Raw genomic sequence first — 24,979 nt, 5'->3', positions numbered from 1 at the left:
AAAGTGTGGCTTAATCCACATAGTAACTCATTGTGTGGTGGACGTGATTAACACTTCTGCGTATTATTTAGCCACATGTGAGGCATATTTTACTCACAGGATACCACAGAACAGGGGGGATTCGCCGATGATTCGCGCAGAATGGCGATATTTAATCAAACATAAATTACTTTTGGCAGTCTTGGTGGTCATCATGTTTATTCCATCAATCTACGCCGTCACGTTTCTCAAGTCCATGTGGGACCCCTACGGCAGGCTCGCCGACCTCCCCGTGGCCGTCGTCAATCAGGATCAACCCGTGTCCTACCAGGGTAAACGCCTGACCGCCGGCAAGAGTCTCACCACCAATTTAAAAAAATCCACGGCGATGAAATTTATACCGGTCACGACCAAAGCCCAGGCTGAACAAGGCTTGACCAACGGCAAATACTACATGGTCATCACAATTCCGCACAATTTTTCCCACGACGCGACGACCCTGATGGCCACCCACCCGCAGAAAATGGTGCTCCACTACCAGACCAGCGCCGGCCATAACTTTACGGCGTCCAAGATGACGGCCACGGCCGCGAAGTCCGCCGCCCAATCCGTTGGTGCGCAAGTGACCCAGACCTACGCCAAGACCATGTTTACCAGCATCAAACAGCTGGGGAGCGGCCTCGGCACCGCCGGCAAGGGCAGTCAGAAGCTCGCCACTGGGAGCCAAAAATTAACCGCCGCCGACAAAAAAATTGCGACCGGCCTGAACACGCTGGCTAGCAGTTCGGTCAAGCTGACCAACGGCGAACGCACGATTACCAGCAAGCTCAGCCAGTACGTCACCGGCGTCAAGCAAGCCCAGGCCGGCAGTCAACAGCTCACCACCGGCCTTGATCAGCTACTCAGTCAATCCAATCAACTCATCAGTGGCATCCAGCAGCTCGCAACCGGGAGCCAACAACTCCGCAGCGGCGTTTCCGCCTACACCGCCGGCACCAGCAAACTCAATACGGCCGCCGGCAAAGTCGCCACGGGGAGTCGGACCGTCCAGTCCGGCACCCAGCAATACGTGAGCGGTGTGGCCAGCGCCAATACCGGTGCGCAAAAGCTCAGCAGTAATCTCAGCACGCTCGGTGCCAGCACCCAACAACTCGGTAGCAGCGTTACCAAACTGGCGAGTGGCAGCCAGGAACTGACCACCAACTACACCAAACTCGCCACCGGGAGCGCAGCCTTGACCAGTGGCCTCAAGCAACTTCAATCCGGCCTCAGTTCGTCTAAAACGCAACAGACCGCTTTGAAAACTGCCGCGGCCAAGCTGGCCACCAGCGCGCAGAGTACCAGTGCCGTTAAGAGTGACGCCGCGGCTTTACAAACGGCGCTCACAGCACTGGCGAGCGCTGACGACAGTGCGGCCCTCAAGACCAAGGTGGCCGCGGCGGCCGACACCCAAAATTTGACGGCCACCCAAAAGGCCGCCATGCTCAAAGCCGTCAGTGACACCGATGACAGTAGCGCCCTCACCACGGTTCAGAGCGCCGCCAAGCAACTCAGCAGTGACCTGAGTGATCTCGACAGCAGTGCCAGCGCCTTGACCGATCTCCAAAGTGGCCTGACCGCGGCGGCCAGCGCCCAAGATCAGCTGGCCAGTGGTGTCGACACGTTGACCACGAACGCGCAGACCTTGACCAGTAGCCTGCAAACGGCCAATACCGCGCTGGGCACCCTGAACACGGGCCTGCAGACGCTGTCGTCCAAGACGCCCAGCCTCACCAGCGGCGTCAGTCAACTCACGACCGGCGCCACGCAATTGGCCGCCGGCACGCAGCAGCTCAGCACTAAGGGCACCCAACTGACCACCGGGACGCAACAACTCGTCAGTGGCACATCGCAACTAGCAAGTGGGACCCAACAGTTGACCGCGAAAAATGCCAGCCTCAACAGCGGCGCAACCACGCTGGCTAGTGGTTTGACCACGCTTAACGGCAAGACGCCCCAGCTCAAGAGTGGCATTACCAAGCTGGCTGACGGGGCCACGACCCTGACCAGCGGCCTCACCACCCTGGCCACCAGTGGGCCGCAGCTGACCGCCGCCATGCAGACGGCCACGAACGGCACGACGCAAGTCACGAGTGGCGCAAAGCAACTGGCAACCGGTGCCAGGCAAGCAACGACGGGCGCCGCAACGGTTCAGACCGGCAACGCCAAGCTGGCCACTTCATTGAACGCCGCCAGCAAGAAAGCGGCGGTAGGTCACCCGTCACAGCTGACCTACCGCCAATTTGCCCAACCGACAACCACGACCCACACCGACCACGATGATGCGCCGGACAATGGGACCGGGATGGCGCCGTACATGATGTCCGTCTCCCTCTTCGTGGGGGCACTGGTCTTCAACCTGATGTTTGACATGTACACGCCGCGGAAATACCCCCGGACTGGTTGGAGCTGGTGGCTGGGCAAGGCGTCCATCATGAGTGCCTTTGTCCTCGGCGAAGCCACATTTATGACCGGCCTGCTCGCCAGCATCGACGGGCTCGCACCGATTCATCCGTGGGCGACGTTCATGATGCTCCTCTTAACTGGGGGCGCCTTCATGAGCATTGTCTACTGGCTGAACCTGGTGCTGGGCAAGCCGGGGGCCTTCTTCGGAATGGTCCTGCTGGTGCTCCAACTTGGCGGCTCCGCGGGGACCTACCCGCTGCAACTGACAAATGGGTTCTTCAAGGCCATTCATCCCTGGTTACCCATGAGTTACGCCGTCGATGGCTTCCGCGAGACCTTGATGATTGGCAACTCGGCCTTGCCTGAAATGGGCGTGCTCTTCGGGATTGCTTTGGCATTCTCGGCGATGGCGATGCTGTTCTACGCTCGCCGGCACGGCCGCATCAACGCCATGGACATCCCAGAGGTTTAGGTACTGGTCTGGTGCTTGCCTGCCGGCTTACCGTTCGCCAAATTTAGGCTGGAACGCTGTGGGCAGGACGGCCAAAGCCAAAGAGCGGTCTTTGACCTCGCTTTGAACCGCCAAGCCCGCGTTTCAAAGTCGCCATTTTCCAAGCACCCCACTTGGAAAATCCCACGGCTGAGCCTAAATTTGGTTCACTCACGCCTACAGCGACCAGACCAATGCCTTCGGTGTTACGGTAGCACTTTGGCATTGTTCTCTGGTCGCCCTGTGACTGGCCGAGATTCCGGTTTACATTGATTTTGGTAAACGTCCTCTCAGCTTATAATTTTCCCGTACAAAAACACTGACCATTCCCCTCGTTGCTGAGGTGTATGGTCAGTGTTTTTGTGTCATTGGTTGAAAAGCTTAAGCTCACTGGTATTCAATTCGATAAAGAAAGCTGGCGGTGGCGTCGTCACACAACAATCATTTTAAACCTGACTGAAGCCACTCACGCCAATCAATCAGTCTATTTGGCAATCAACTTTCCGCCGCCACTCAGGCTGTACGTCTTGCCGTTAAGCCATTTGTTAGCGCTACTACTCTTATCGTAATATACGTTGTGGCCGTTTGATTTGATGTGCTTAATGCCGCTCTTGGTGCTGACCAGTGACGTGACGTACGAATTCTTGGTCACGTTCCAGGTGTTGTTGCCCTTCAGTGTGACCGTCGTCTTGCCGGTGGTGTTGGCGCTGTTGATGGCCCCGGTAAACGTACTCCCGGAGGTCAGATTCAGTTTCAGCGTACTGCCCTTGGCCACCAGAATGTTGCCCTTCAGCGTTTGGTTCTTAGCGGTAAACGTCAGCTTGCCACCATTGCTGCCACTGGTTCCCCAGCGGTCGCTGGCCAAACGGATCAGGGTGTTCGAGGCGTTGCTCAATTTTACGTTGGTCAGATTAATCTTGGCCGTTGTGTTGGTGACGTAGAAGAGCGCCCCGGTGTGGTTGGTGGTCCCTTTAGAACCGCTCTTCACCGTCGACGTCAGACTGCCGTTCGTCATGGAGAAGACGGACGTGCCGACCTCGGAATCACCGGACATACTCTGGTAGAGCATCACCCCGTTATTCTTTTTACCGGTCAACTGACTATTTTTAACGGTAATACTGTTCGACCCTTCAATATCGGCCGCTTCAGCACCCGTGGCGGTCCCAGTCACGTTCTGCGCGGAAATGTTCCCCGTGGAGTAAATGACGGGCGAGCCGTCACCGGCAGTCTTCAGTGTCCCCTTAGTCAGGCTGACGGTACCGCCACCCCGGTCGGTTGCCAACGCGGCAGAGTGACTGCCGGTCGTCGTGATGTTGGTGTTGGTTGCCGTGATCTTTCCTTTATAGGTGGCGTCAAGGCCCCGTGACGAGCTCTTGGTCGTGTTGATTTGACTGTTTTTGACCGTCACTTTGGCGTTTTTACCGGTCGCAAAGATCCCGTTGGCCCCGGTAGCGGCCGTATTTTCCGTCAGACCGGAAACGGTGGCTTGACCACCCTTGGTGACTAACAGGCCGGCATTTTGGCCGAAGAAATTACTGCTGTCGGTGCTGGTCGTACTGCCGGTCTTGGTCAATTTGCTGTTGGTGAGGGTCAGCTTGCCGCCACTCTTGACGTAGACGGCAGAACGGTTGGCGGTGCTGGATTTAATCGTCTGTTTGCTCAGCGTTTTACTACTGGAAATCGTCTTCTGTCCAGAAAGTTTCGCGCTGCTACTGCTGGTTTGTCCCGGCGCACTAGTTCCACTTGGCTTGGTGCCACTCGGTTTCGTCTTCGCCATGGCCTGAGTCGGCGGCGTTGGCTGACTGGCGTTTAACAGCTGTGGGGCCGCAATCAGGCCACCCACAACGGCGGTTCCTGCTAAAGCGATGGTGATGTTTCGTTTGGTATTTGTCATTAGAAAGTCCTCCCTTACTTAATCAACAAAAGTTGCTTACCTTGGTTATACCGCCTGAAACTTAAAATACGTTAGGGCTTGAGGGAAGCTTAACAAACTTTCCGGAACTGTAAGGTTTGGTGGGGAGGTGATTTTGAGGGGCTCAACGGCTCAAAAAAGGCCCATCAACTGTGGCGCGGTTGCTGGACCTCTTGGCTAGAATTGGGTGACGCCGTAGATATCTGTTAATACCTCGTGCACATTTGTGTAAGGATCACTTTTTAACCAGAAATTATCCTGGCGATTCGTGAGGATTTGACCATGAACAACTGCAAAGTTAACCCGATCAAACAAAAAGTGATCGTAGCGTCTTCCTTTAAATTTCGAATAATCTTGATTGAAATATTGAGAACCTGATAGCCTTTGATTAAGTTGTGACCCCGTATATGCTTTGGACACTGTCTCAAAGTGCATGAGAATCCAAACTTCGAAATTGATACTGGAAAAAATAATCTTGATTTGGTGCTCACGGGCGACCCTACCACAATGTTCAAGATCAGATTGTGTTAAGTTATCTCGGTCAAACACAACGTACGCTTGGTCTACCTGTTTGTTTCGTGGTAGCCGTGCCATTTTACGAGCTGCCTTTTCAATCAAGTCCGCGCCCCGCGATTGCGCAATGGTTTCGATTTGCACCTTTTCAGTATGAACATTCGCGCCACTACGATATTTTGCTGACAACATTTCAAAATAAGCCTTTTCAGACTCACCTTCACAATAAATAACCGTTACTTTCTTCTGGTTAAGTTGCCGTGATTTTCGGCTCATTCACGATCACCGTCAGCACTAAGCTCCTCTAACGCTAGTAACATCTCATCCGCGTTGACCGTTGGCATGGCACCGAAGCGACCTTCAATATACCGTTTCAAAAAGCTCACGTCACGGCGAGCGGTCATCCGGGTATCACTAAAATCAAAAATAGCGTTTAGTTCACTTACCCCTTGAAAATTCTTTTCCACCAAGTAAATCTGGTCAGTTCTCAAGTCAGAATCCAACAGTTGCAGTTCCTGAGTGGTCAGGATAAATTGATTCTTATTGGCCTTAGAATTAAAAATCTTAATCAACGCCTTCGTGAGTTCAAAGTGTAGCGAGTCATCAAATTCATCGAATAAGAGTGTCTTGCCGTTACCATTTAACTGAGCATTGATAATCGACAGGCCAATAACAAATATCTTTTGCGTCCCCTGCGACTCGCTCGCTAATGGCAATTCCTCTTGACCAACAACCTCGCCAGCCGCATTGTATTTCTGATGAATCGCAAATATCTGCGGCATCGTTTCAGGCAATTGGACTTCTCCGTCGCCTCCTTGGAGTAGTTGCAACAACTGATCTGGTATCCGGGGTGTCGCAACCTGCCGCGTTTGAATATCAACAATATTGAAGTCGGCAAAGTGCAAGAATTGTAAGAACTCTTCCTTCACAATTGGTTGGTCAAGCATGGCCACTAGTTGCTCCGACAAATGTGCATCATCCACAAATAATAAATCGGACTGAAACCAGGCCATGACGCCTGCTGCATGGTGATCATTCGCTTGTTGTGCGTTAAAGAGGAGGAGTGTATTGGGTTTGGTCGTCGTTTGCAATGACACCAAATTGGCCGGCAAAACCAAAAATTCTTGTTGGTGACGTTCAAAGTAGGTGCGCATTCCGCGGGTCTCTTTGATACTTAATTTCTCAGAGACGATGGCAGACTTGGTATATGAGAATTCATAATGATAGGTTGTCCGCTGATAATTAAAGGTCACCGCAAAGTAAAGCGGCTGATGCACGCTCACTTCATCTAATACGAATGGCTGTGCGGGTAATTGTGTGGTCACCTTCGTGGGGTTCGTCAAGACCATTTGCTTCATTGTTCTTAAACCCAGCAGTAAGTTAGATTTCCCCGAACCGTTGGGCCCAAAGATAAGCAGATTCTTAAGAAGACCATAGCCATTTTCATTCAGGGTATTGGTCTGCTTGAGCCGACTCAATCGTTCGCCCGTTTCTGCTGAAAGTGTCGTTTCATCTTTAAAGGACTTAAAGTTCGTCATTGAGAAGTCAATTAGCATTGTCATAACCACCTTTCCCGGTTAATGCCATTTTAGCAAATCTAATAGAAGAACACAAAAAAACGTGATTAAAATCGTATTTACTGTTGTATTGAATTGATTGGTTAACATAAATCACATTAAATCGTCTTTAATTAGAATTAGCGTTCGTCGACAGCTCGGTTTACTAGTGGCACACCGCCACCCAATTTAGCCGAAATCCGCAGCCAAACTGACGGACCTAAAATCTACAAAATCCCGCCCAACCCAAAATCGTCACACAATTTTAATGTCATTACCCGCAAAACACTGGTACAATCTTTCTATTACTGTGAAAAGGTGGACCCCAAAACGATGTTGCCTCTGAAACACACTTTCAACCAATTAAGTCATTTAAATAACCGGCTAAAACGCCAACTACTCCTCGGAACACTACCCGTCCTCTTACTGCTGGGCGTCATCTCTAGTTTTCCTTTGTTTATCGGCAAGACGGCCGAAGCGGAAACGCTCACCATTGCCAATACTCCGACGGAACAGGCAACCAGCCAGCCCAAGCGCGTGTATCAATACTTTCACGTTGAATCGGCAAGTACCGCGGTGAAGGCCGCCAAGACAGCACTCAAGCCAACGACGGCCAATGCTTCAGCTAAGGCCGACGAACCAGCCGAATGGGGCTGGCCGTACACCGGTGGCCAGTACGTCACGTCAACATTTGGTAAGCGCGACCTCGCCGACTCTCCTTGGCACGACGGGGTCGACTTCAACGCGGGCGTGGGTAGTAAAATTCACGCCGTTCACGCGGGGAAGGTCATCTTTGTCGGCAACCCGATGAAACGTGGCGTGACCGATGCCTATCCACTGGGACTGGGCAAAGACGTCGTGGTCACCGAGACCGCGGATGGCGACCAGATTGTTTACCAAGAATTTGCGATGGGCAAACAGACCCATACCGTCAAAGTCGGTGAAACCGTTAAAGTTGGGCAGGTCATTGCGACTCAGGCCAGCGGTCATCTGCACCTGGGCGTTACCAACCAGAAGAGCTGGGTCACCGCGCAAAATGATTGGCAGAACCCCAGCGCCCATTCGTGGCAGGATCCGTTGAAGTTGATTAAAGCCGCTGACTAAGTAGGTACGAAAAAAGCGATTTGCCGGTTAACTGGCAAATCGCTTTTCGCTTACACTCATTTTACTTGTTTCACATGAAACATTACGCTTCCGGCCACGCCCACGGATCCTCACGCCATTGCTGCAAGGACGCGAACTCGGCGGCTGTCATGTCGCCCTCTTCACGGGCCACCGCAATCAAGGCACTGTAAGTCGTCAGTGGCGTCAGTGTCAATCCAGCTTCACGGAAGTTGACCATACTGTCTGGCAACTCATAGGAGAAAATGGCCACGACGCCTAGAACTGTGGCGCCAGTCGCCTGGACCGCTTTAGCTGCGGCCAGTACGCTTCCACCGGTTGAGATTAAATCATCAATCAACACAACTTGGTCGTCCGGCGAGATCTGCCCCTCAATTTGCTTGCCCCGACCGTGGTCCTTGGGCTTGGCGCGCACATAGTTCATGGGTAATGCCAGCCGGTCAGCCACCAACGCCGCATGCGGAATTCCCGCCGTTGCCACGCCGCCAATCACGGTCGCCGTGGGGTATTTGTCCTGAATCAGCGCCGCTAAACCATCCGCAATCGACGCCCGGACCTCTGGATAAGCAATCGTCTGCCGATTATCCGTGTAAATGGGGGCCTGCATGCCGCTCGCCCAGAGAAAGGGGTCGTTGGGTGCTAGGGTAACTGCCCCAATATGTAAAAGGTCCGCCGCTATTTTATCCGTGATTGTCATCATTTTCCGCGCTCCCATTCCGTTAAGACTGTCTGATACGCCGCTACTGGATCCGTCGCTCGGGTAATTGACCGGCCGACAACTAAGCCGTTACTACCGAGGGCCGCGGCCCGAGCTGGGGTCACCACCCGCTTCTGGTCATCCACCGCATCAGTGGCCAAGCGAATGCCCGGATTGATACAGAGAAAATCCGCAGACGTCGCCGCGTGAATTGCCGGATCTTCTAACGCCGAGGAAATCACGCCGTCCGCCCCGTTTGCCTGAGCCAGTTGGGCCAAATGGGCCACGGTTGCCGGTAAATCGGCTGATACTAGCTGTTCGGCCTGCATTTGCGCTTCCGTTGTCGAGGTCAGTTGCGTGATGGCCAGCAACTTAGCCGGGGCAACTCCCGCCTCACGACTACCCTGGTCCAAGCCACGTCGCGCCGCCGCTAACATGGCGGCACCACCGGCCGCGTGCACCGTAACCATGGCCACGCCCTGGCGTCCCAGTTGGCGCATGGCCTGTTCGACCGTGTGGGGAATATCGTACAGCTTCAAGTCAAGAAAAATCCGCAGGCCTCGATCTCGCAATGTTCGTAAAATGCTGGGTCCGGTTGCGTAAAACAATTCCATACCGACCTTCACCGTCAGCTGGTCCGTTGCCGGAAATTGGTCCAAAAAATGTTCGACTACCGTTTGATTTTCAAAGTCTAACGCCACAATAACTGGTCGCATGGGGTGTTCCTTTCTCCAGAAAAAAATCCGGCTAGCACCTGTGTTGGGCTAGCCGGATTTGCGTCCACTGCCAGCGTTTGCTAGGGGGACGAACCGTTCACCTTTTTAGTCTCACAGGGCTAAGTTAAAGCTTATTTGTAATGAGTTTAGCGGATAACTAGCCGACCGTCAACCCTAAATTTTAGGTTAGACGGTTTACCTGGCAAAATAAATTTTGACCAAGTTTCGCGACCGTCTCATTCTTCTTCCATATATGACGATAATTGTAGAATCCGTATAATTAATTTAATATCCGGATTAACGGTTGCTTTTTCCTTTTGAACATGTCATACTATTGCCAACGTCCGGGTAACCGGAAAAAATAACGAATGTCAGTGAACATTCATTTTGGAGGAACTGAATATATGGAAACCACGACGCAGAACCACGCGCTCAGTAACAACCAGAAGTGGACGATTGCTTCAACTTCAGCCGGATTCGCCTTGGAGAACATGGATGTTATGTTTTTATCCTTTGCGCTTTCATCAATCATTGCCGATCTACATATCAGCGGTGCACAAGCTGGCTTGATTTCATCGATCACCAATCTCGGGATGCTCGCGGGTGGGATTTTATTTGGCATTTTAGCGGACCGCTTCGGCCGGGTGCGGGTCTTCTCCCACACCATCTTCATCTTCGCCTTCGCGACCGCTGCCATGGGTTTCGCCAGTAACATTTACTGGATTTATTTCTTCCGCTTTCTCGCTGGGATTGGGGCCGGCGGGGAGTATGGCGTCGGCATCACGCTGATTGCCGAGAGCTTCAACCGTAACAAAATTGGCAAAATGACCTCGATTGCGGCAATTGGCGGTCAAATGGGCGCCATCCTTGCCGCAGTCGCAGCGGCCTTCATTATCCCCACGCTGGGCTGGAAAGCACTCTTCGTCCTGGGCCTCGTTCCCGTGGCATTAACCTACTTCATTCGGCGGCATTTACGTGAGAGTGATGAATTCTTAGCCGCCAAGCAAGAACCAAAGGATCAACAGAAGCCGGTCCAAATTCGGGCCCTCTTCAAGACACCCCGCTTGGCTTACCAAACCGTTGCCTTAATGGTCATGGTCATCGTACAAATCGCCGGCTACTTTGGTTTAATGAACTGGCTGCCAGCCATCATGCAACAAAAGCTTGGCTTGACGGTTTCCGGCTCTTCCGTTTGGATGATTGCGACCATCGTCGGCATGAGTATTGGGATGATGACGTTTGGCTCCATCCTCGACTACTTCGGTCCCCGGCGGGCATTTGGTATCTTCCTCTTAGCCTCCGCCCTGGCCGTTTTCAGTATCACGCTCGCGTTCAACCAGGTCACGTTGATTCTCGCCGGTGCCATCATTGGGTTCTTCTCCAATGGGATGTTTGGGGGCTACGGCGCCGTGATCAGTCGCCTCTACCCCACTGAAATTCGCTCGACAGCCAACAACGTGATTGTGAACGTCGGTCGCGCTGTCGGGGGCTTCTCCTCCGTCGTAATTGGCTTCTTGATGGACCACTACACGTTGACCGTGGTCATGGGCTTCCTGTCCGTGCTCTACATTATCAGTTTCACGGTCATGTTGACGATTCCAAGCCTGCGCAAGATGGGTCAAGTAAACGAAAACTAATTAAAAATAATGACACAGATAAGCCCAGAAACGGTGATTTCACATCGTTTCTGGGCCTTTATTATGCCTTGTTCAGCGTGCATTTTTGGGTAATTTCTTCGCAGCAATCGCATCCGTTAGGGTTTGCGAAAAGTTCAGCTTCAGCTCATTGCCCAAGCGGTTTGCTTACTGGGGAAGTCAAGAGCTTCGGCGCCTAAAGTACCTAGTGTTCCCTAATCCTGCGCCGCCAGCCACTGCGTCAACCGGTCCAAATAGGCTTCCGGTTCCTCAATAAACGCCATGTGTCGGCTGTGGGCGAACAGCGTCCACGCTGCATGGGGCAAGTGGTCGACCATCGTCTTCGCCACCAGCGGCGTGCTCAAATCATTGGTCCCGCTAGTCACTAACGTCGGTGCCGTGATTCGCGCCAATTTTTCCGTGTAATCGTAATCCTGGAGGGTTCCCGTGGGAAAATATTCGTTCGGCCCCCAGGCCACGTTGTAGGCCGCCGTTCCCTGCCGTTTGGCACGTCGCAAGAACTTCGGGGAGTCCGCTGTCACGGGCCCCGCCGCGTGCGCCAACATGTAGCGGTCATTGGCTGCCAAATAGGCCGGCGCCGTGAAGTCACCACTTGCCTCCGCCTGAGCAATCGCCGCCTGATCTGCGGGTGCCATGAAGCGAATCATGCGCGCCTGTTCCTGTTGCCAAAGTTTCGCGGACGACAGTGTGCTGGCCAAAATGACACTCTGGATTCCTGCCGGTTGGTGGTCACACAGGTAAATGATGGCCAGCATGCCACCCCAGGATTGCCCCAGCAAGTGTACGCGCGTCAATCCCAAATAGTTACGCAGAGCCTTGAGCTCCGCCACCCACGTTTCCGCCCGCCACAAACTGGGATCGGTCGGCATGGATGACCGGCCACAGCCCAATTGGTCGTACATCACCACGGGACGTCCGGTCCGTGCCGTCAACTCGTCAAAAGCTTCAAAGTAGTTGTGCGTGGAACCCGGCCCGCCGTGCAGCAGGAGCAGCGGCGTTTGCCCGGAAGTTAGGTCGCCCACGACCCGGTAGTACGTTTGATACTTGCCAAATGGCATAAAGCCTTCTTGAACAGTCATGCTAGTCCTCCAATCCGGCCTTCGCCGTCGTCAATAGCGTCACCAATTCCGCCTGTTGGGTCGCACTCAAATTCGCCGCGAGTCGCTGGTACACGTCAGTGCGGGTCGTCTGAAACGCGGCCACCACCGCCTGTCCCCGGTTCGTTAAGAATAATTGCTTGTTGCGCGTATTGTCCTCGGGAATCTGCCGGGTAATGTAACCGGCCGTCTCTAACTTTTTCAAAAAGGTCGACACCGTGGCCGCCCGCCGCTGCATGAGCGCGACGATATCCTTTTGAATCAACCCTGGCCGCTGATCAATCAGCTGCAACACAACCGCTTGCTGGGGAGTGACGGGTTCCTGCCGGTGCAGGCCCGCCGCAATCTGGGCCTGTTCCGCCACAAAAATTTCGCGAATCAGGGTACTGATGGCGCTACCGTTAGTCGTTGTCATTTGAATCACCTCGGTCTTAGTTTACCAAAGTGTTAGGTGAAAATACAGTTAGTTTACCTAACTGATTGACAATTTTTTACCTCAGGTGTAGACTCCCTAACTGTTAGATAATCTAACTATACGGTAAAAGGAGACGTTCACCATGACTGACCAAACAAAACAACTCACCAACTTAGACCCCCGGATTCGCGACTTTCAAGACCAGTTACGGGCCAGCTACGACCAGCAGAATCGCACCGTCACGCCCGGCCAAATTCTCTTTGTCGGCTCCTCTCTGATGGAAATCTTCCCCATCGAAAAGTTCCAGGCCGAACAGGACCTCGGCCTCAGCAAGCACATTTACAACCGCGGCGTGCGAGCCACCACCACGGCCGACCTGCTGGCCCACATGGACCCACTCGTTTTCGACCTGCAGCCCAGCAAGATTTTCATCAACATTGGCTCCAACGACATCGGCTTCAACGTGCCGACCGCAACCTTTCTGGCTAACTACGATCAAATTTTAACGCAGATTCACGCGCAACTGCCCGCCACCACCGTCTACCTGATGGCGTACTATCCCCTGAACACGACCGCTGACTTTGGCGAGGAAAAAGGCGAGCACACCCAGCTCTACCGCTACCGGTCCAACGCTGCCCTGGTTGCGGCCGATACCCAGGTTCAAGCCCTCGCCGCCAAACACGGTGAAGCTTACATTAACGCGAACGCCGGCCTGACAGACGACCACGGCGACTTACGGGCGGAATTGACCTTTGATGGCGCCCACCTGTTGCCGGCCGGTTTCCAAATCGTGTTGGCCAACCTCCTACCTTATTTGAAATCGTGACAGATTGTTGAAGCAGAAACAATTATCTGCTAAGCTAAGAAAAAACACGTGGAGGTCCCTATGGAACAGCAACAAGCATTTCTCGACAGTCTCAGCACCCTCTTGGACAAAATCAACTGGCTGGATCATGCGGTCTTAGCCGAACAATTGGCCGATTTCAAACCCGCAGAGGTCCACACGATTGCCTTTATTGGCGGCCACCAAGACGCCAACGTCACGGCGATTGCGAACGGCCTGTACGTGACTCGGGGCGCTGTTAGCAAGATGACCCGGCGCCTCATCACTCGCGACCTGATTAGCCGCTACCAAAATCCGGACAATCAAAAGGAAGTTTACTTCCGCTTAACGTCAAAGGGCGAGGCCGTTCGCGCCACCCACGCTCGTCTCCACCAGCAGTTCAACCAGCGTGACGCCCCCGTCTTTGAGCAGGCAGACCCCGAACAGCTCCAACAGACGTTGGCCTTTCTGAACGCGTACAATCAGTTTTTGGATCAGCAAATTTCGCGGGATAAGACCATCGAATCGTAGTGTTCACACGTGCCAAGTACTGGTAACCTGGCTGTCCGCCTTAGTCGTTCTTGGGCTTAACCAAATAACAAATCTTTAGACAGATGCGCCCATAACGACGTAATCCGTCTTTTTTGTTGACAAGGAAACAAAACGTGCTATGATTGTTTCCATAGAAACATAACAACCACAAAAGGAGATTTTCAATGCTCGCAATCATGCAAACTAGTTTCAACGGGATCGACGCGCTCACCACTGCCGACATCCCCGTTCCCGCCCTGACGCCCAACGGGGTGCTCATCAAAATGCACGTGCTACCCGTCGTCCCAACCGATTGGAAACGGGAAGCCAATCCGCACGCCACGGCTGAACAAGCCGCCCAGCTCCCCCGCATCATCGGCGTCGGTGGTACCGGCCAGGTCGTTGCGGTTGGCGCTAACCGGAATCCCGCGTTACTACACCAGCGCGTACTGGTCATGCAGCCCAGCGGCTCCTACAGCGCCTACCTGCTATCCGAGAACCCCGACTTCATCTTCCCACTGCCCGCGGCCGTTACTGACACCAGTGCCGCCGCCCTGACCGCAGGACCCGGAACGGCCCACGTTCTCCAACGAGAAATTACTGCCAGCACCGCCACCAACGTGGTCGTGACCGGTGCCAATTCGGTCATCGGCCTCTACCTGCTGCAACTGTTACAGCCCCAGGACAAGCACATTTGGCCCATTGTCTCCCCGGCGAGTCAGGCGTATTTTCAGGCCCAGTGCCCCGACTACCCGGCCGTCACGGCGGCCGACCTCCCGCCACTCACGACTGACACGTTAGTCATCGACATTGCCGGGAGCGAGCCCCTCCTGAACACGCTGACCGCTCACCTGACTGATTATGAAATCGTCTCAATTGCCCTGACCCAGGCCACGTTGCCGCTCAAATTTGTTCACGAAAGCTTTACCCCCGCGGACTACCGCCAATTTATCGGCGACCTGGCTACCGGCGACCTCCATGCCCCCATTGACCGGACCTTTGCCGTTCGTGACACCATCGCCGCCCAACACTACGCGTGCGACCACCACAGTCGCGGCCGCGTGCTGGTCACATTTGACTAAGAAAGGACTGACTGCCATGTCAGCATTCGAAACCCTGTACCACCAAAATTGTTTTGCCCCCACTGCCGCCGAACGCCAAACCGCCGCGACAGAATTGGAGGCCCGCTACAACTGCGAAATCAATTGTGTTGAAATCGACCCCAGTGTCCGCTTCGCCCACCACGCCCGCGGCTGTACGGTGATTGCATCCAAGCTCGGCGCCAACGTGATTATCTTTCAAAACGTGACGATTGGCTCGAACATGGCCTTTAACCGCCGGACGCAGGCCTGGGAGCACCTGGGCAATCCCGTGATTGGCGCCAACGTGAAGATTGCGGACGGTGCCAAGGTGCTGGGTCCCATCATTATCGGCGAGAACACCGTCATCGGAGCCGGCGCAATCATCACCAAGGACGTTCCCGCCAATAGCGTGGCATACGGCGTCAACCAGGTGAAGCCCCGCGACCCGGGCAAGGACTTGCTGTTCCATCAGCCAATGCCAGACGGCGAGGCGTTGGTGCGGGCTTGCCGCGATGTGATCCGGCGCGCTGAGGGGTGATCGTTGGGCTGGGACGAACTATCCGACACAAAAATCTAGTCTACATCCTTGCTGATTTTTCATTCCTCATTCGATTTGATACAGCTGATTCCGCAAATAAGTCACGGATACCGTAAGAGTCCCTACAATCCCTCGTCAATCGCTTAAAATAGGCAATTGGCGGATACCAGTGCGAGAGAGCCATTAGACCAATGCCAACCTTTGCTAAACGCTTGTCCATTATGGTCCCACGTGGTCCCGTAATGGCTGAGGTGATTGCTATGACTAGCGAAGTCCATTTCAGAATAGCCACCAAAGAGAAGAAGGCCTTCGAGGCTGTCCTTACCCGCATCGGGTTAACCCCAGATGAGGCCTTCCACATCTTTATTAAAAGTACCATTGCAACTGGCAGTATCCCCATTGACCTGTCTCAACCAACCTCCCGCTTAACCAACACAAAAAACCGTTCTACATCCTATTGTAGAGCGGTTTTTGTATCTCTAAAATTCGATCACAATCACGCATCACCCACTGTTCCACGTGGAACATTAACGCCGGCGAATCTGTTGCATGTGACTTCTGGCCTGCTTCATTTTCTTCTTACTGCCGAAGAAGCGTTGAATCTTGGCGTCCTCGCGCTCCCGGGCATTCATGTCGCTGTAACTCAGTTCGACCTGGAGTTTTCGGTAGCTGGTCAGACGTTCCGCCGCCAAGGTTCCCGCCACAATCGCCGCCTGGACCGCACAACCCGGTTCCGTGTGGTGGGTACAGTTGCGAAATTTACAATGCACGGCCAGCGCCGTCACATCGGCGAAGGCCTTGGTGAGGTCGCCACCCTGAACCTGGAGCTCGCGCATCCCCGGGGTGTCAATCACCACGCCGCCTGCCGGCAAACGCAAGAGTTCACGGCTCGTCGTGGTGTGGCGGCCCTTATCGTCGTCCGCTCTGATTTCCTTGGTGACCAGGGCAGCGTGTCCCAACAAGCCATTGATCAGCGTGGACTTACCCACGCCAGATGACCCAATGAACGAAACGGTCTGGTTCCCCGTCACGTAATCCTTCAGGGCGGCAAGGCCGTCCCCCGTTTGCGCGGAGCACGTCAACACGTCCACGCCCAGCGTGACGTCCGCCAATGCTGCCAGCTTGGCGGGGACGTCGGCACACAGGTCCGCTTTAGTCAGGACCACGACCGGCACGGCGCCACTGTCCCAGGCCATGGTTAGGTAACGCTCGATGCGGTGCGGGTTAAAATTGGCGTTGAGCGACATGCAAATGAAGATGGTATCCACGTTAGCCGCGATAATCTGGCCAGCGCCCGTCTTGCCCACGGCCGCACGTTCCAGCACACTTTGGCGGGGAAGCACCGTTTGGATCAGTGCCAGTTGGTGGTCGGGAGCCAGCGTCGTTAAGACCCAGTCGCCTACCGCCGGGAAGTCCGTTTCCACGCTGAGGTCGTGCCGCAATTTACCGGTGACCCGGGCCAGTGTCAGTTCCGGCTGGGTTGCGGCGAGCTGGTCAATTTGGTCAGTCAGGCCGTACGTTTTTAAATCAATTTTCAATTCTGCCAATTCCTTTCGTTGGTGACGGCACCCCCAAGGCTTGAACGAACTGACACGACTCTTGGCGACCAAAAAAGGCGCAGTCTCCACTGCACCCCTGGTTCATTCATGAGGAGGCGCAGATGTCAGTTTTGCCGTTCAAACCGTTACGGGCACACTAAAGACAGCGGTATTTAACCACTTTTTTAGCAACCTGCGTAACGCCTATTGAACGACTGACATCTGGCAATTCCTCCGATATTTTTAGTTGTGCTCAGCTTACCACCGGCGGCCACTAACCGTCAATCACTGGTTAAGTGAGCTTTCCAGCGTGGCTAAATCCGCGGCCGAGTAGGCGTAATCCACGTGCGCCATCCCCGGCACCGCATCCCACGGGACGGGATAGCCGGCACCATGGGCACAGAACACGGAATCCGGCGTGTTGGGTAAATCCGCGACCGGCGCGTAATCCTGCGCCGCCACGACTTCCGCTGCGTTGTGACACGGCCGGTAGCCATCGACCAGACATTCCAGCTGACCCTGACCGTGGGTGTAGGCCTGAACCTCCTGCGAATAGTCCTGCATCTCGGCCACGGGCGCGGTCCCGGTCAAAACGACCATCCCACTGGCACTCGTGGTCCCGTCAGGCGTTTCAAAACTGCCGTGCATGCGCTGGATATCGTTCATGGCGCGGCCGACCTGGTCCTGGCCAATTTCTAACCGGAACTGGTACCAGGGCTCCAGTAACTGGCAGGCGTCCTGTTCGCGCAACATCATCAGGCCTTGGCGGACGGCGCGCCCGGTTGCTTCCCGGAAATCGCCGCCGACCGAGTGGACGATGCTAGCGCGGCCGATCACCAACGTGATTTTGACATCCGTTAGTGGTGAACCGGTGAGCACGCCCAACTGTTCCTTGGCCTGCAGGTTCGTCAGGACTTGGTGTTGCCAATTTTTCCCCAGGATCTCCAGGGCGCAATCGGCCGCAAACGTCAGGCCGCTCCCCCGCGGTGCCGGTTCCAAGAGCAAGTGGACCTCCGCGTAGTGCCGGAGCGGCTCGAAATGGCCAACACCCTCGACTGGCTGTTGAATCGTTTCCTTATAGAGGATGCTGCCCTCACCAAATCCCAAATCCAACTGGAAGCGGTCGTGCAACATCTGCTGCAAGATTTCCAGCTGGACGTTACCCATGATCTGCACGCGAATCTCCTGCAGGTGGCTGGACCACGTCACGTGGAGTTGCGGGTCCTCGTCCTCGAGTTCTTGGAGCACCGTCAGACAGTGATGGACGTCGTTGTCCCGCGGATCGACCGTGTACGTCAACACCGGCTGGATTTCCGGTGCGCGCCCGGCCACCTGTTGACCCAAGCCCTGCCCGGGGTGCGTCCCCGTCAGGTTGGGAATGGCACAGACCTCACCGGCGGCCACGGACGGCACAATTTTAAACTTGGCGCCGTTGTAGACCCGCAACTGATTGACCTTCTGCTCATCTAAAATGACAGCCTTGTTCGCCAGCACGCCCCCGGTCACCCGGACCCAAGTCAGGCGTTCGTCCTGGTCATGAGAAATCTTGAAGACCTGCGCGCCGAAATCAGCGGGATAGGTGGTGGCCTGCGTCCAATAGGCCAGGCCCGCCAAGAAGTCGGCCACCCCGTCTAATTTTAAAGCCGCCCCGAAGAAACATGGGAAGACCTGCCGCCGCTGAATCATGGTCCGGACTGCGTCATCGCTGAGCGTGCCGCTGTCGAGATAGTCCGCTAAGACCGCGTCGTCTTGCATGGCCACGTCTTCGGTCGCGGCCGCTGGCAAACTGGTACCCGCAAACGCCACGCAACCCGCGGATAAGGTCTCCTGCAATTGGGTCAACACCCGCTCCCGGTCGGCGGTCACGGCATCCATTTTATTAATGAAGATAAACGTCGGCACGTGGTAGTGGTCGAGTAGCCGCCACAGGGTGCGCGTGTAGCCCTGAATGCCGTCAGTCGCCGAGACCACCAGGATGGCGTAGTCCAGAACGCTGAGTACCTGTTCCGTTTGTGAGGCGAAGTCCACGTGCCCCGGGGTGTCCAGCAGGGTGAGGTGCAGGTCGTCGTGTGTCAGGCTGGCCTGGTGAGAGAAAATGGTGATGCCGCGTTGTTTTTCGAGGTCGTCGGGGTCCAAGAAGGCGTCTCCGTTGTCGACTCTGCCCAGTTGCCGCATCGCGCCGGACTGGTACAACAACGCTTCCGATAGCGTGGTCTTGCCGGCATCAACGTGGGCAACAATTCCCGCTACGATGTGTTTCATAAGTGATTACTCCTTTTTTAACTGTCGGTGAGGCTTTACCGTCGCTTGTCCCACTCTTGTCAAAAGTCTTTAAGCCAATCTTACCGTAACCGCCGGGAGAATGCACCTGGTAACGCTGGTTGCTGAAATTAAGTGCGGTGGTAACGGTCGTTTGGGAAAACGTTGGTGGCTGTTTTTAAAATTAAGCTTTAACTGATATTAATAATTGTAATTGAACAAGCTGTTATTAATAATAGCTGCGCTCAATAGTTGATTCTTAGTTATTAGTTATTGGTACTTAAACATCAGACGCTGGCTGTACAGCCCTGAGCAACTCGTGACAACACAAAACGGGCAGTCGTGGGTCACTGCCCGTTTTATGTTGCTAGTCATTTAACCTTCCCGGAACGCCGCAGCAAACGTCGCCGCCTGCTCTGGCGTCACGACACCTTGATCCGCCAGCATGTCCAGCAGGCTGACGTCCGTCACTAACGCGGCCTGGCCGTCTATCAGTTCCGTTTGGCGACAGAAACTGCCCCACAGCCGCCAGGACGCGGCCGTCCACATCTCTGGCGTTTCTAACCGTTGCTGGTACAGTGAGTCCATCACCAAGATGACGGCCTCGTAGACCTCTTGTGATGAGGCCCACGACGCCACCGGGTACGCGTCGCGCGTGAGCCAGAGCCGTACACCGGTAATCACGGCGCGGTGGTGCACCAGCCGAGCTGTCTGGCGTTGCCAAGTCTGTGCGCCTAGCGTTTGCCGGTGGTTCGCCCGCAAGAAGGCTTCATCCCGGTCCGGATCAAACAGCATCAGGAGTTCGGGCGCCATGGCGGGATCATCAAGAATCGCCGCGGTCTGTTTCACGCCCTCTGCCTTGGGGGTTACCGCGTCATCGGCTGGGGCATCGTCTGGAAAGATCTTATTTAAAATCGCCAGTTCTGATTTCACCACAAACATGGCGACGGCACCTTCATTGTCGGGATCCACGTCTGCCGCAATCAAGTGCGCCGTCAGAAATTTATCCGCCGCGAAGTTATCAGGATCGTCGGCCCGCGTGACCATCGTTGGTGCCGCAGCGATAATCGTCTGTTGGTAAAGCTTGACCCGCTCGACCGGCAACCACTTTTGTTCCCCCACGAACGTGAAGAAATCATACAGTGCCGGCACGATATGCCAGTAGTCCATGGCGGTAAAATTCGCGCGTGCCACCAAGGTGTCCGTCAACAGCGTCTCGAGCGCTTCCGCCGTCCAGTCCGTTGGCGCTTGACCGAACTCGCTGTCGCCGTAAAAGGCCAGCCAGCTCAAGGCCTCCCTTAACTGCGGCGCCGCAACGTCTCTGGCGCGCTTCTGCCAGGCGTCACTCGCCAGGTAAGCCGTGAACCATTTCCCAATCGTATCCGGAAACTGTGTGTTAACAATATCGTCTTCAAATTTTCCCATGTCATTGCCTCCCAAGGTTGCACCATGTTCGGGGCCATCGTACGCCGTTTGGCCAGTAACCTGACTGGGATACGGCCTGGTTGACAAGTCTACCGGTCAATCGGGAGTCGTGGTGCTTGGCTGGCTGTGCGGTCGCTTTAAGTTGGAGCGCAGTGGGTCGGACGCCGGCGGCTTGAGCTGGCGTGACAATCTGTCAGCTCGTTTGGCGGTGCCAAACGGTTCAGAAAAGGCGCAGACAATTTGGAAAAGAAATTGTCTGCGCCCTGTTTAACTATCCTATTTATCAGTTTCGCTCGGTGCCCATCCTTATGACGGTGCCGTGGTGATCGTCCAGTCCAGCGTGGACGTGTAGCTGCCCGGATAAATGGCCTGGGTGGCTAGTTTCAGCTCTAACTGCTGACCCTGGTTGGCGTTCAATGATGCGAGCGTCATTCCCGGACCCGCGTACAAGACCGCTTGGTTGGTGCTGGTTAAAGCGGTCAACGTACTGCCATTATTGTAGCTCAGCGTGGCGTCCAACGTGTGGGTGCCGTCGGTAAATGGCGTGGCCTGCCGCAGCGAAACGGTCGTGCCCGTCTTGGTCCGCCGATTGTCGGTCACTGCCAACAAATCACCGCCACCACTGACTTGACCAGCGATTTCTTCGTCGACGTTGGCGTAGGAAAGCGAGCCAAACGTGACATCCCCAGCCTTCGCGCTCACGCCACCGTCCGTCGCGTTGATGGTGAGGTCTGGCCCCGCATAGGTGTCAATCAAGTTATCACTGGTCGCGGCATCGTAGCCCCGGAGCTCGGCGTTCGTCGTCAGGGACAGGTTAGTCGTTTCAGTTGATTGAAAATCGACCTTAAACGAGTGCGTTTGCAAACTGCTAAAACTGATGCGCGACTGAACAACTAGGTAGATGTCACTACCAACGGTCGTTGGCATGTAATTAGCACTTGCACCGTCAATCGTCACGGACGTGTTCTGGGCATTGCTGGGCAGTTTAATCAGGAACGTCCCGGACTTCAGACTCGAATCCGGATTGGCGTCCGTGATTGTTCCCGTGATCTCAGCGTTGTCGCCGTTCACCACGTTATTCAGCGAGGTGTCGGTGTTGCCCGTGTTGTCGGTAAGGTCAACGATTTTGCTGGTGATACTGACGGCGGGGGTGTGGTCAACGTTGACGTTGAGGGTCGCCTTATTCGTGGTCAGCATTTCCGTTTGCCCGTCCACCGTCATCGTGACGACCGCATAGTATTTCGAGCCGTCGTCAGCCGCGGTCGTGTCCGCCGTGGTGTAGTTCAGGCTGGTGCCGGAATTCACCACGCTATCCGTGCCGCTGGTCGTCACCTTGTGCCAGACCACCGACGTCGGCGTCTGATCGGCAGTTCCTTGCACGGTAAATGTTGCCGTCTTGCCGCTATTTACCGTTTGATCATCCAGTCCGCCACCGACTTTAATGTCGACGGTCCCAACCTCGGTCGAGCCGTCAGCGTTGGTCAGCGTCCCGGTAATGGTCACGGTCCCCGATTTGCTAGCGGTGTTGGCTGTGACTTGCCCGGTGGTCTTATCGACCGTGGCCAGGCTAGTGTCGCTGCTGGTCCAAGTCACATCACCCGTTGCGTCAGCCGGCGCCGGCGTGCCGTGAACAAACGTAGTGGTCGCGTTCGTTTGATTACTATATAAGTAGTTATCGTCCGTCGAAACCTTTAGGCTAGTGGCATTGATGGCCGAGGCGACAGTCGTGACGGCGGCAACACGGGTGTAGTATTGTGGGCTAAGGAGGAGACTCAGTCCATACTGGTCACACAACTGGTAATAAACGGTACCCGCAGTAGCCGGCGTAATCTTTAACGCGGCTGTCGTGGCTCCCGTGATACCAGTCGTGGTCGCGGACGCAGTTGCGTTGCTCACGGATTTCCAGGTGGTCCCCCCGTCACTGGATTGATACCACTGATAGGAATCCTGATAGAGGATATTATATGCAGTCAACACATCATGCCCAACGCTAGCCGTCAGCGTCTTCGTGTTGCCCACGTACGTGTACTCATCCTGTGGCTGCAGGGTAAAGCCAGTACTCAGATTGATGCCAAAAACATTGACGATATCCGCGCTGGGCGTTGCGGCCTGCGCAACCACCGTTGACCGCTGATTTCCAATATAAATCTCCACCGTGACGAACAACATCAAAACCATAACGAGTAGTCGACTAAATTTTTGACGCGTCATCCCATCGTCTCCCTTGATTTACCGGTTGCCCCAGCACAAAAATATGGCTCTGGGTAACTGGATTCTGGTCCATTTAACTGTGCTTGACTGAAAGTCTGTTAGGTATCGACCACTTGCTGGCTGGTTCCCCGACCTGGCGAAATTTACGGGTTCTTTACTTAGAATCCCGTTAACAGCGTAACCTATTTTGGGCCCGTTGGTCGTTGCTTTCGTCCAATCAAAAACTACGCACACGCCGCGTCCCTACGCCTAGTCGCCCGGGTAACCGCACTGACAATGTGCTGAGCCCGCATTAGTAATTCCTAGTGTTACTAATTTGGGCCTCTGTCTGGTTTCATTATACTTTTTATTTTAGCGAAATACCATTTTATTCGGAAACTTTTCAAACGAACCCTTATCGCTTGAATCAAAAAACAGCCGACCCCCCAAATAGTGGGTCGACTGTCTGTCATTTCTTATTCTTAATCAACGCCTAACGACCGCGTGCCCCGGCTCAACGCCAGTGCCACGCCAATGTATACGATGGAAACTGCCGTTAACACCCAGAACATCCCCTGGTAGGCCACGGCTTCCACGACCCAGCCGAGGATGACGGCGCCGAGCCCCATGCCCAGGTCATAGGCGTTTAGAAACATCCCCGTCGCCGTATCGCGGTTGGCCAGCGTCGTTACCTTGAAGATCCAAGCCTCTAGCGTCGGGTAAATGGCCCCATCGGCCACCCCATAGAAGACGCCCGCCGTCAGTAGGACCCAGTTGCGGTCGACCAGAGCAATCAGCACCATCCCAATCGTCAGGAGCACCGTGCTCACCAGCAGGAGTAGCCGAGGACCCCGGCGGTCAAACGTCCGGCCAACGATGGGTCGAATCACCACGCCAGCAATCGCCGCCACGAAGAAGAAACCGGAGATGCCGGTCAGGTGCCGGAGCTGCGCGTAGATTGGCGTGAAGGTCATGACGCCACTCATCAGGATGCCGAGGACAAAGACCAATCCACACTGTGGTAAGAATTGGGCGTCAAAGACCGGCGCGCTCGTTGGCGATTTGGGCGTGGGCGCGGTCACCCGGCGCGTCCCTACAATCGTCAACATGGCCGCAAAGAGCGTCAGGACGCAGGTCAGGAAAAAGGCCGTAAATCCATAACGGTGAACCACACCCAGGGCCAGCAGTGGCGCCAAGGAAGCCGTCACCATCGTCCCGATACCGAAGTAGCCCATCCCCTCGCCAATTTTACCCATCGGGAGTTCCGCGGCGGCCGAGGTGGCGAAGTAGGTCGTCGTCAAGCCGTGCCCCAGACCGTTAAACAGCCGCAACAGGACCAACAACCCGAAGCCACTCAGCAGCGGGTAGCCGACCGACGCCACCAGATACAGGAGAATACCGCCGATTAACAGGCCACGCTTACTGAATTTGGCAGAGAACCAGGGAATAAACAGCCGGGTCACCAGTGAGGCAAACATGATGGCGCCCACAAAGATGCCGATTTGCGCCGGTGACAGGCCCAAATGCTTGCCATATAGCGGTAGCACGGGCACCTGCATGTTGTACACCATGAATAACAGCGCGTTCCCCAGTAAAATCAGAATAAAGTTACGTGTCCAATACGTTTTTTGCATGTGCACTTCCTTCCCGAAAGACAAAAAAGGCCAGATAAGATCACTGAATCATCTTATCTGGCCGCAACCCTCCGATGCTCCGCGAGCACCTTATCTAACTGTTAAGTCTTCCGATCGTTTATTAAGTTAGTGACTAGTTTAGCGCAAAACGCAGGCGCAATGCAAGGGGAATTTTTGCCAGTGTTTCACATGAAACATTTGCGACCTTGCCAATTCACATAGTCTGGGATACCCCCCAGACTCACGCTGTATCTCCGATGCTATATTGTTGAAACGTGCGACAAAAGGCGGGACTGCTGAAAAAATACCCAAAACTATTTAAAGCGTTACCCGAATGTAATTTACATTCGGGTAACGCTTTC

General features: G+C 54.7%; 19 protein-coding genes and 2 pseudogenes. 8 read left to right on the top strand and 13 right to left on the bottom strand.

The window, feature by feature from the left end; translation table 11 throughout:
- The first annotated feature begins 127 nt into the window (after positions 1 to 127).
- Positions 128 to 2,896, top strand: coding sequence for a YhgE/Pip domain-containing protein (locus EKM99_RS06810; protein ID WP_125582179.1), 2,769 nt, complete (start codon positions 128 to 130; stop codon positions 2,894 to 2,896).
- 502 nt (positions 2,897 to 3,398) lie between these two features.
- Here EKM99_RS06810 and EKM99_RS06805 read toward each other — a convergent pair.
- From EKM99_RS06805 to EKM99_RS06795, 3 genes are all read right to left on the bottom strand, one after another.
- Entirely contained in the window at positions 3,399 to 4,808 is a 1,410-nt protein-coding gene (locus EKM99_RS06805; RefSeq protein WP_125582177.1) for a hypothetical protein, read from the bottom strand.
- 195 nt (positions 4,809 to 5,003) lie between these two features.
- The gene (locus tag EKM99_RS06800) at positions 5,004 to 5,615 is read right to left on the bottom strand and encodes an RloB family protein (RefSeq protein ID WP_125582175.1); all 612 of its coding nucleotides are present in this window, start codon (positions 5,613 to 5,615) and stop codon (positions 5,004 to 5,006) included.
- Positions 5,612 to 6,901, bottom strand: coding sequence for an AAA family ATPase (locus EKM99_RS06795; protein ID WP_225419808.1), 1,290 nt, complete (start codon positions 6,899 to 6,901; stop codon positions 5,612 to 5,614). Before EKM99_RS06795 ends, EKM99_RS06800 begins: the two co-directional genes overlap by 4 nt.
- A gap of 312 nt (positions 6,902 to 7,213) precedes the next feature.
- Between EKM99_RS06795 and EKM99_RS06790 the strand changes: the two genes are divergently transcribed.
- Entirely contained in the window at positions 7,214 to 7,999 is a 786-nt protein-coding gene (locus tag EKM99_RS06790) for a M23 family metallopeptidase (protein ID WP_125582173.1), read from the top strand.
- Positions 8,000 to 8,081: 82 nt separating this feature from the next.
- On the opposite strand, the gene pyrE is transcribed toward EKM99_RS06790, so the two are convergent.
- Together pyrE and pyrF are read right to left on the bottom strand one after the other, a co-directional pair.
- The gene (gene pyrE / locus EKM99_RS06785) at positions 8,082 to 8,717 is read right to left on the bottom strand and encodes an orotate phosphoribosyltransferase (protein ID WP_164511547.1); all 636 of its coding nucleotides are present in this window, start codon (positions 8,715 to 8,717) and stop codon (positions 8,082 to 8,084) included.
- On the bottom strand, positions 8,714 to 9,430 hold the full coding sequence (pyrF, locus tag EKM99_RS06780; RefSeq protein WP_125582171.1) for an orotidine-5'-phosphate decarboxylase: 717 nt from the start codon (positions 9,428 to 9,430) through the stop codon (positions 8,714 to 8,716). The genes pyrE and pyrF overlap by 4 nt, the downstream gene beginning before the upstream one ends.
- A gap of 404 nt (positions 9,431 to 9,834) precedes the next feature.
- On the opposite strand from pyrF, the gene EKM99_RS06775 reads away from it, so the two are divergent.
- Positions 9,835 to 11,067, top strand: a complete 1,233-nt coding sequence (locus EKM99_RS06775; RefSeq protein WP_125582169.1) for an MFS transporter — start codon at positions 9,835 to 9,837, stop codon at positions 11,065 to 11,067.
- A gap of 72 nt (positions 11,068 to 11,139) precedes the next feature.
- On the opposite strand, the pseudogene EKM99_RS16150 reads toward EKM99_RS06775, so the two are convergent.
- From EKM99_RS16150 to EKM99_RS06765, 3 genes and pseudogenes are all read right to left on the bottom strand, one after another.
- Positions 11,140 to 11,232 (bottom strand): annotated as a pseudogene (locus EKM99_RS16150) (type II toxin-antitoxin system HicB family antitoxin); the annotation flags it as partial.
- A gap of 47 nt (positions 11,233 to 11,279) precedes the next feature.
- The gene (gene pepI, locus EKM99_RS06770) at positions 11,280 to 12,164 is read right to left on the bottom strand and encodes a proline iminopeptidase (protein ID WP_125582167.1); all 885 of its coding nucleotides are present in this window, start codon (positions 12,162 to 12,164) and stop codon (positions 11,280 to 11,282) included.
- Between the two features lies 1 nt (position 12,165).
- A complete protein-coding gene (locus tag EKM99_RS06765) occupies positions 12,166 to 12,597 on the bottom strand; it encodes a MarR family winged helix-turn-helix transcriptional regulator (protein ID WP_125582165.1) in 432 nt (143 codons plus the stop codon).
- Positions 12,598 to 12,739: 142 nt separating this feature from the next.
- Here EKM99_RS06765 and EKM99_RS06760 point away from each other — a divergent pair, with 142 nt between their 5' ends.
- The 5 genes and pseudogenes from EKM99_RS06760 to EKM99_RS06740 all read left to right on the top strand — a co-directional run.
- Positions 12,740 to 13,423 (top strand): GDSL-type esterase/lipase family protein, encoded by a 684-nt coding sequence (locus EKM99_RS06760; RefSeq protein WP_125582162.1) that lies wholly within the window; start codon positions 12,740 to 12,742, stop codon positions 13,421 to 13,423.
- Between the two features lie 60 nt (positions 13,424 to 13,483).
- Positions 13,484 to 13,951: a MarR family winged helix-turn-helix transcriptional regulator gene (locus EKM99_RS06755; RefSeq protein WP_125582160.1), complete on the top strand. Its 468-nt coding sequence runs from the start codon at positions 13,484 to 13,486 to the stop codon at positions 13,949 to 13,951.
- A gap of 185 nt (positions 13,952 to 14,136) precedes the next feature.
- A complete protein-coding gene (locus EKM99_RS06750) occupies positions 14,137 to 15,033 on the top strand; it encodes an MDR/zinc-dependent alcohol dehydrogenase-like family protein (protein WP_125582158.1) in 897 nt (298 codons plus the stop codon).
- Between the two features lie 16 nt (positions 15,034 to 15,049).
- On the top strand, positions 15,050 to 15,571 hold the full coding sequence (locus tag EKM99_RS06745) for an LbetaH domain-containing protein (RefSeq protein WP_125582156.1): 522 nt from the start codon (positions 15,050 to 15,052) through the stop codon (positions 15,569 to 15,571).
- A gap of 191 nt (positions 15,572 to 15,762) precedes the next feature.
- Positions 15,763 to 15,978, top strand: a pseudogene (locus EKM99_RS06740) (type II toxin-antitoxin system RelB/DinJ family antitoxin); the annotation flags it as partial.
- A 120-nt stretch (positions 15,979 to 16,098) separates the two neighbouring features.
- Here EKM99_RS06740 and rsgA read toward each other — a convergent pair.
- The 5 genes from rsgA to EKM99_RS06715 form a co-directional block, all read right to left on the bottom strand.
- On the bottom strand, positions 16,099 to 17,109 hold the full coding sequence (rsgA, locus tag EKM99_RS06735; RefSeq protein WP_125582154.1) for a ribosome small subunit-dependent GTPase A: 1,011 nt from the start codon (positions 17,107 to 17,109) through the stop codon (positions 16,099 to 16,101).
- A 285-nt stretch (positions 17,110 to 17,394) separates the two neighbouring features.
- Positions 17,395 to 19,371, bottom strand: a complete 1,977-nt coding sequence (locus tag EKM99_RS06730) for an elongation factor G (RefSeq protein ID WP_125582152.1) — start codon at positions 19,369 to 19,371, stop codon at positions 17,395 to 17,397.
- Positions 19,372 to 19,743: 372 nt separating this feature from the next.
- Positions 19,744 to 20,793, bottom strand: a complete 1,050-nt coding sequence (locus EKM99_RS06725; RefSeq protein ID WP_125582150.1) for a hypothetical protein — start codon at positions 20,791 to 20,793, stop codon at positions 19,744 to 19,746.
- A gap of 306 nt (positions 20,794 to 21,099) precedes the next feature.
- Positions 21,100 to 23,004 (bottom strand): Ig-like domain-containing protein, encoded by a 1,905-nt coding sequence (locus EKM99_RS06720; RefSeq protein WP_125582149.1) that lies wholly within the window; start codon positions 23,002 to 23,004, stop codon positions 21,100 to 21,102.
- Between the two features lie 461 nt (positions 23,005 to 23,465).
- Entirely contained in the window at positions 23,466 to 24,617 is a 1,152-nt protein-coding gene (locus EKM99_RS06715) for an MFS transporter (protein ID WP_125582147.1), read from the bottom strand.
- Positions 24,618 to 24,979: the final 362 nt, after the last annotated feature.

Origin of the sequence: Levilactobacillus cerevisiae, assembly GCF_003946245.1 — a bacterium.
In the GTDB taxonomy this organism is placed as follows: domain Bacteria; phylum Bacillota; class Bacilli; order Lactobacillales; family Lactobacillaceae; genus Levilactobacillus; species Levilactobacillus cerevisiae.
Note: the sequence above shows the minus strand (reverse complement) of the source record. Positions and strands in the feature narration are given on the sequence as shown.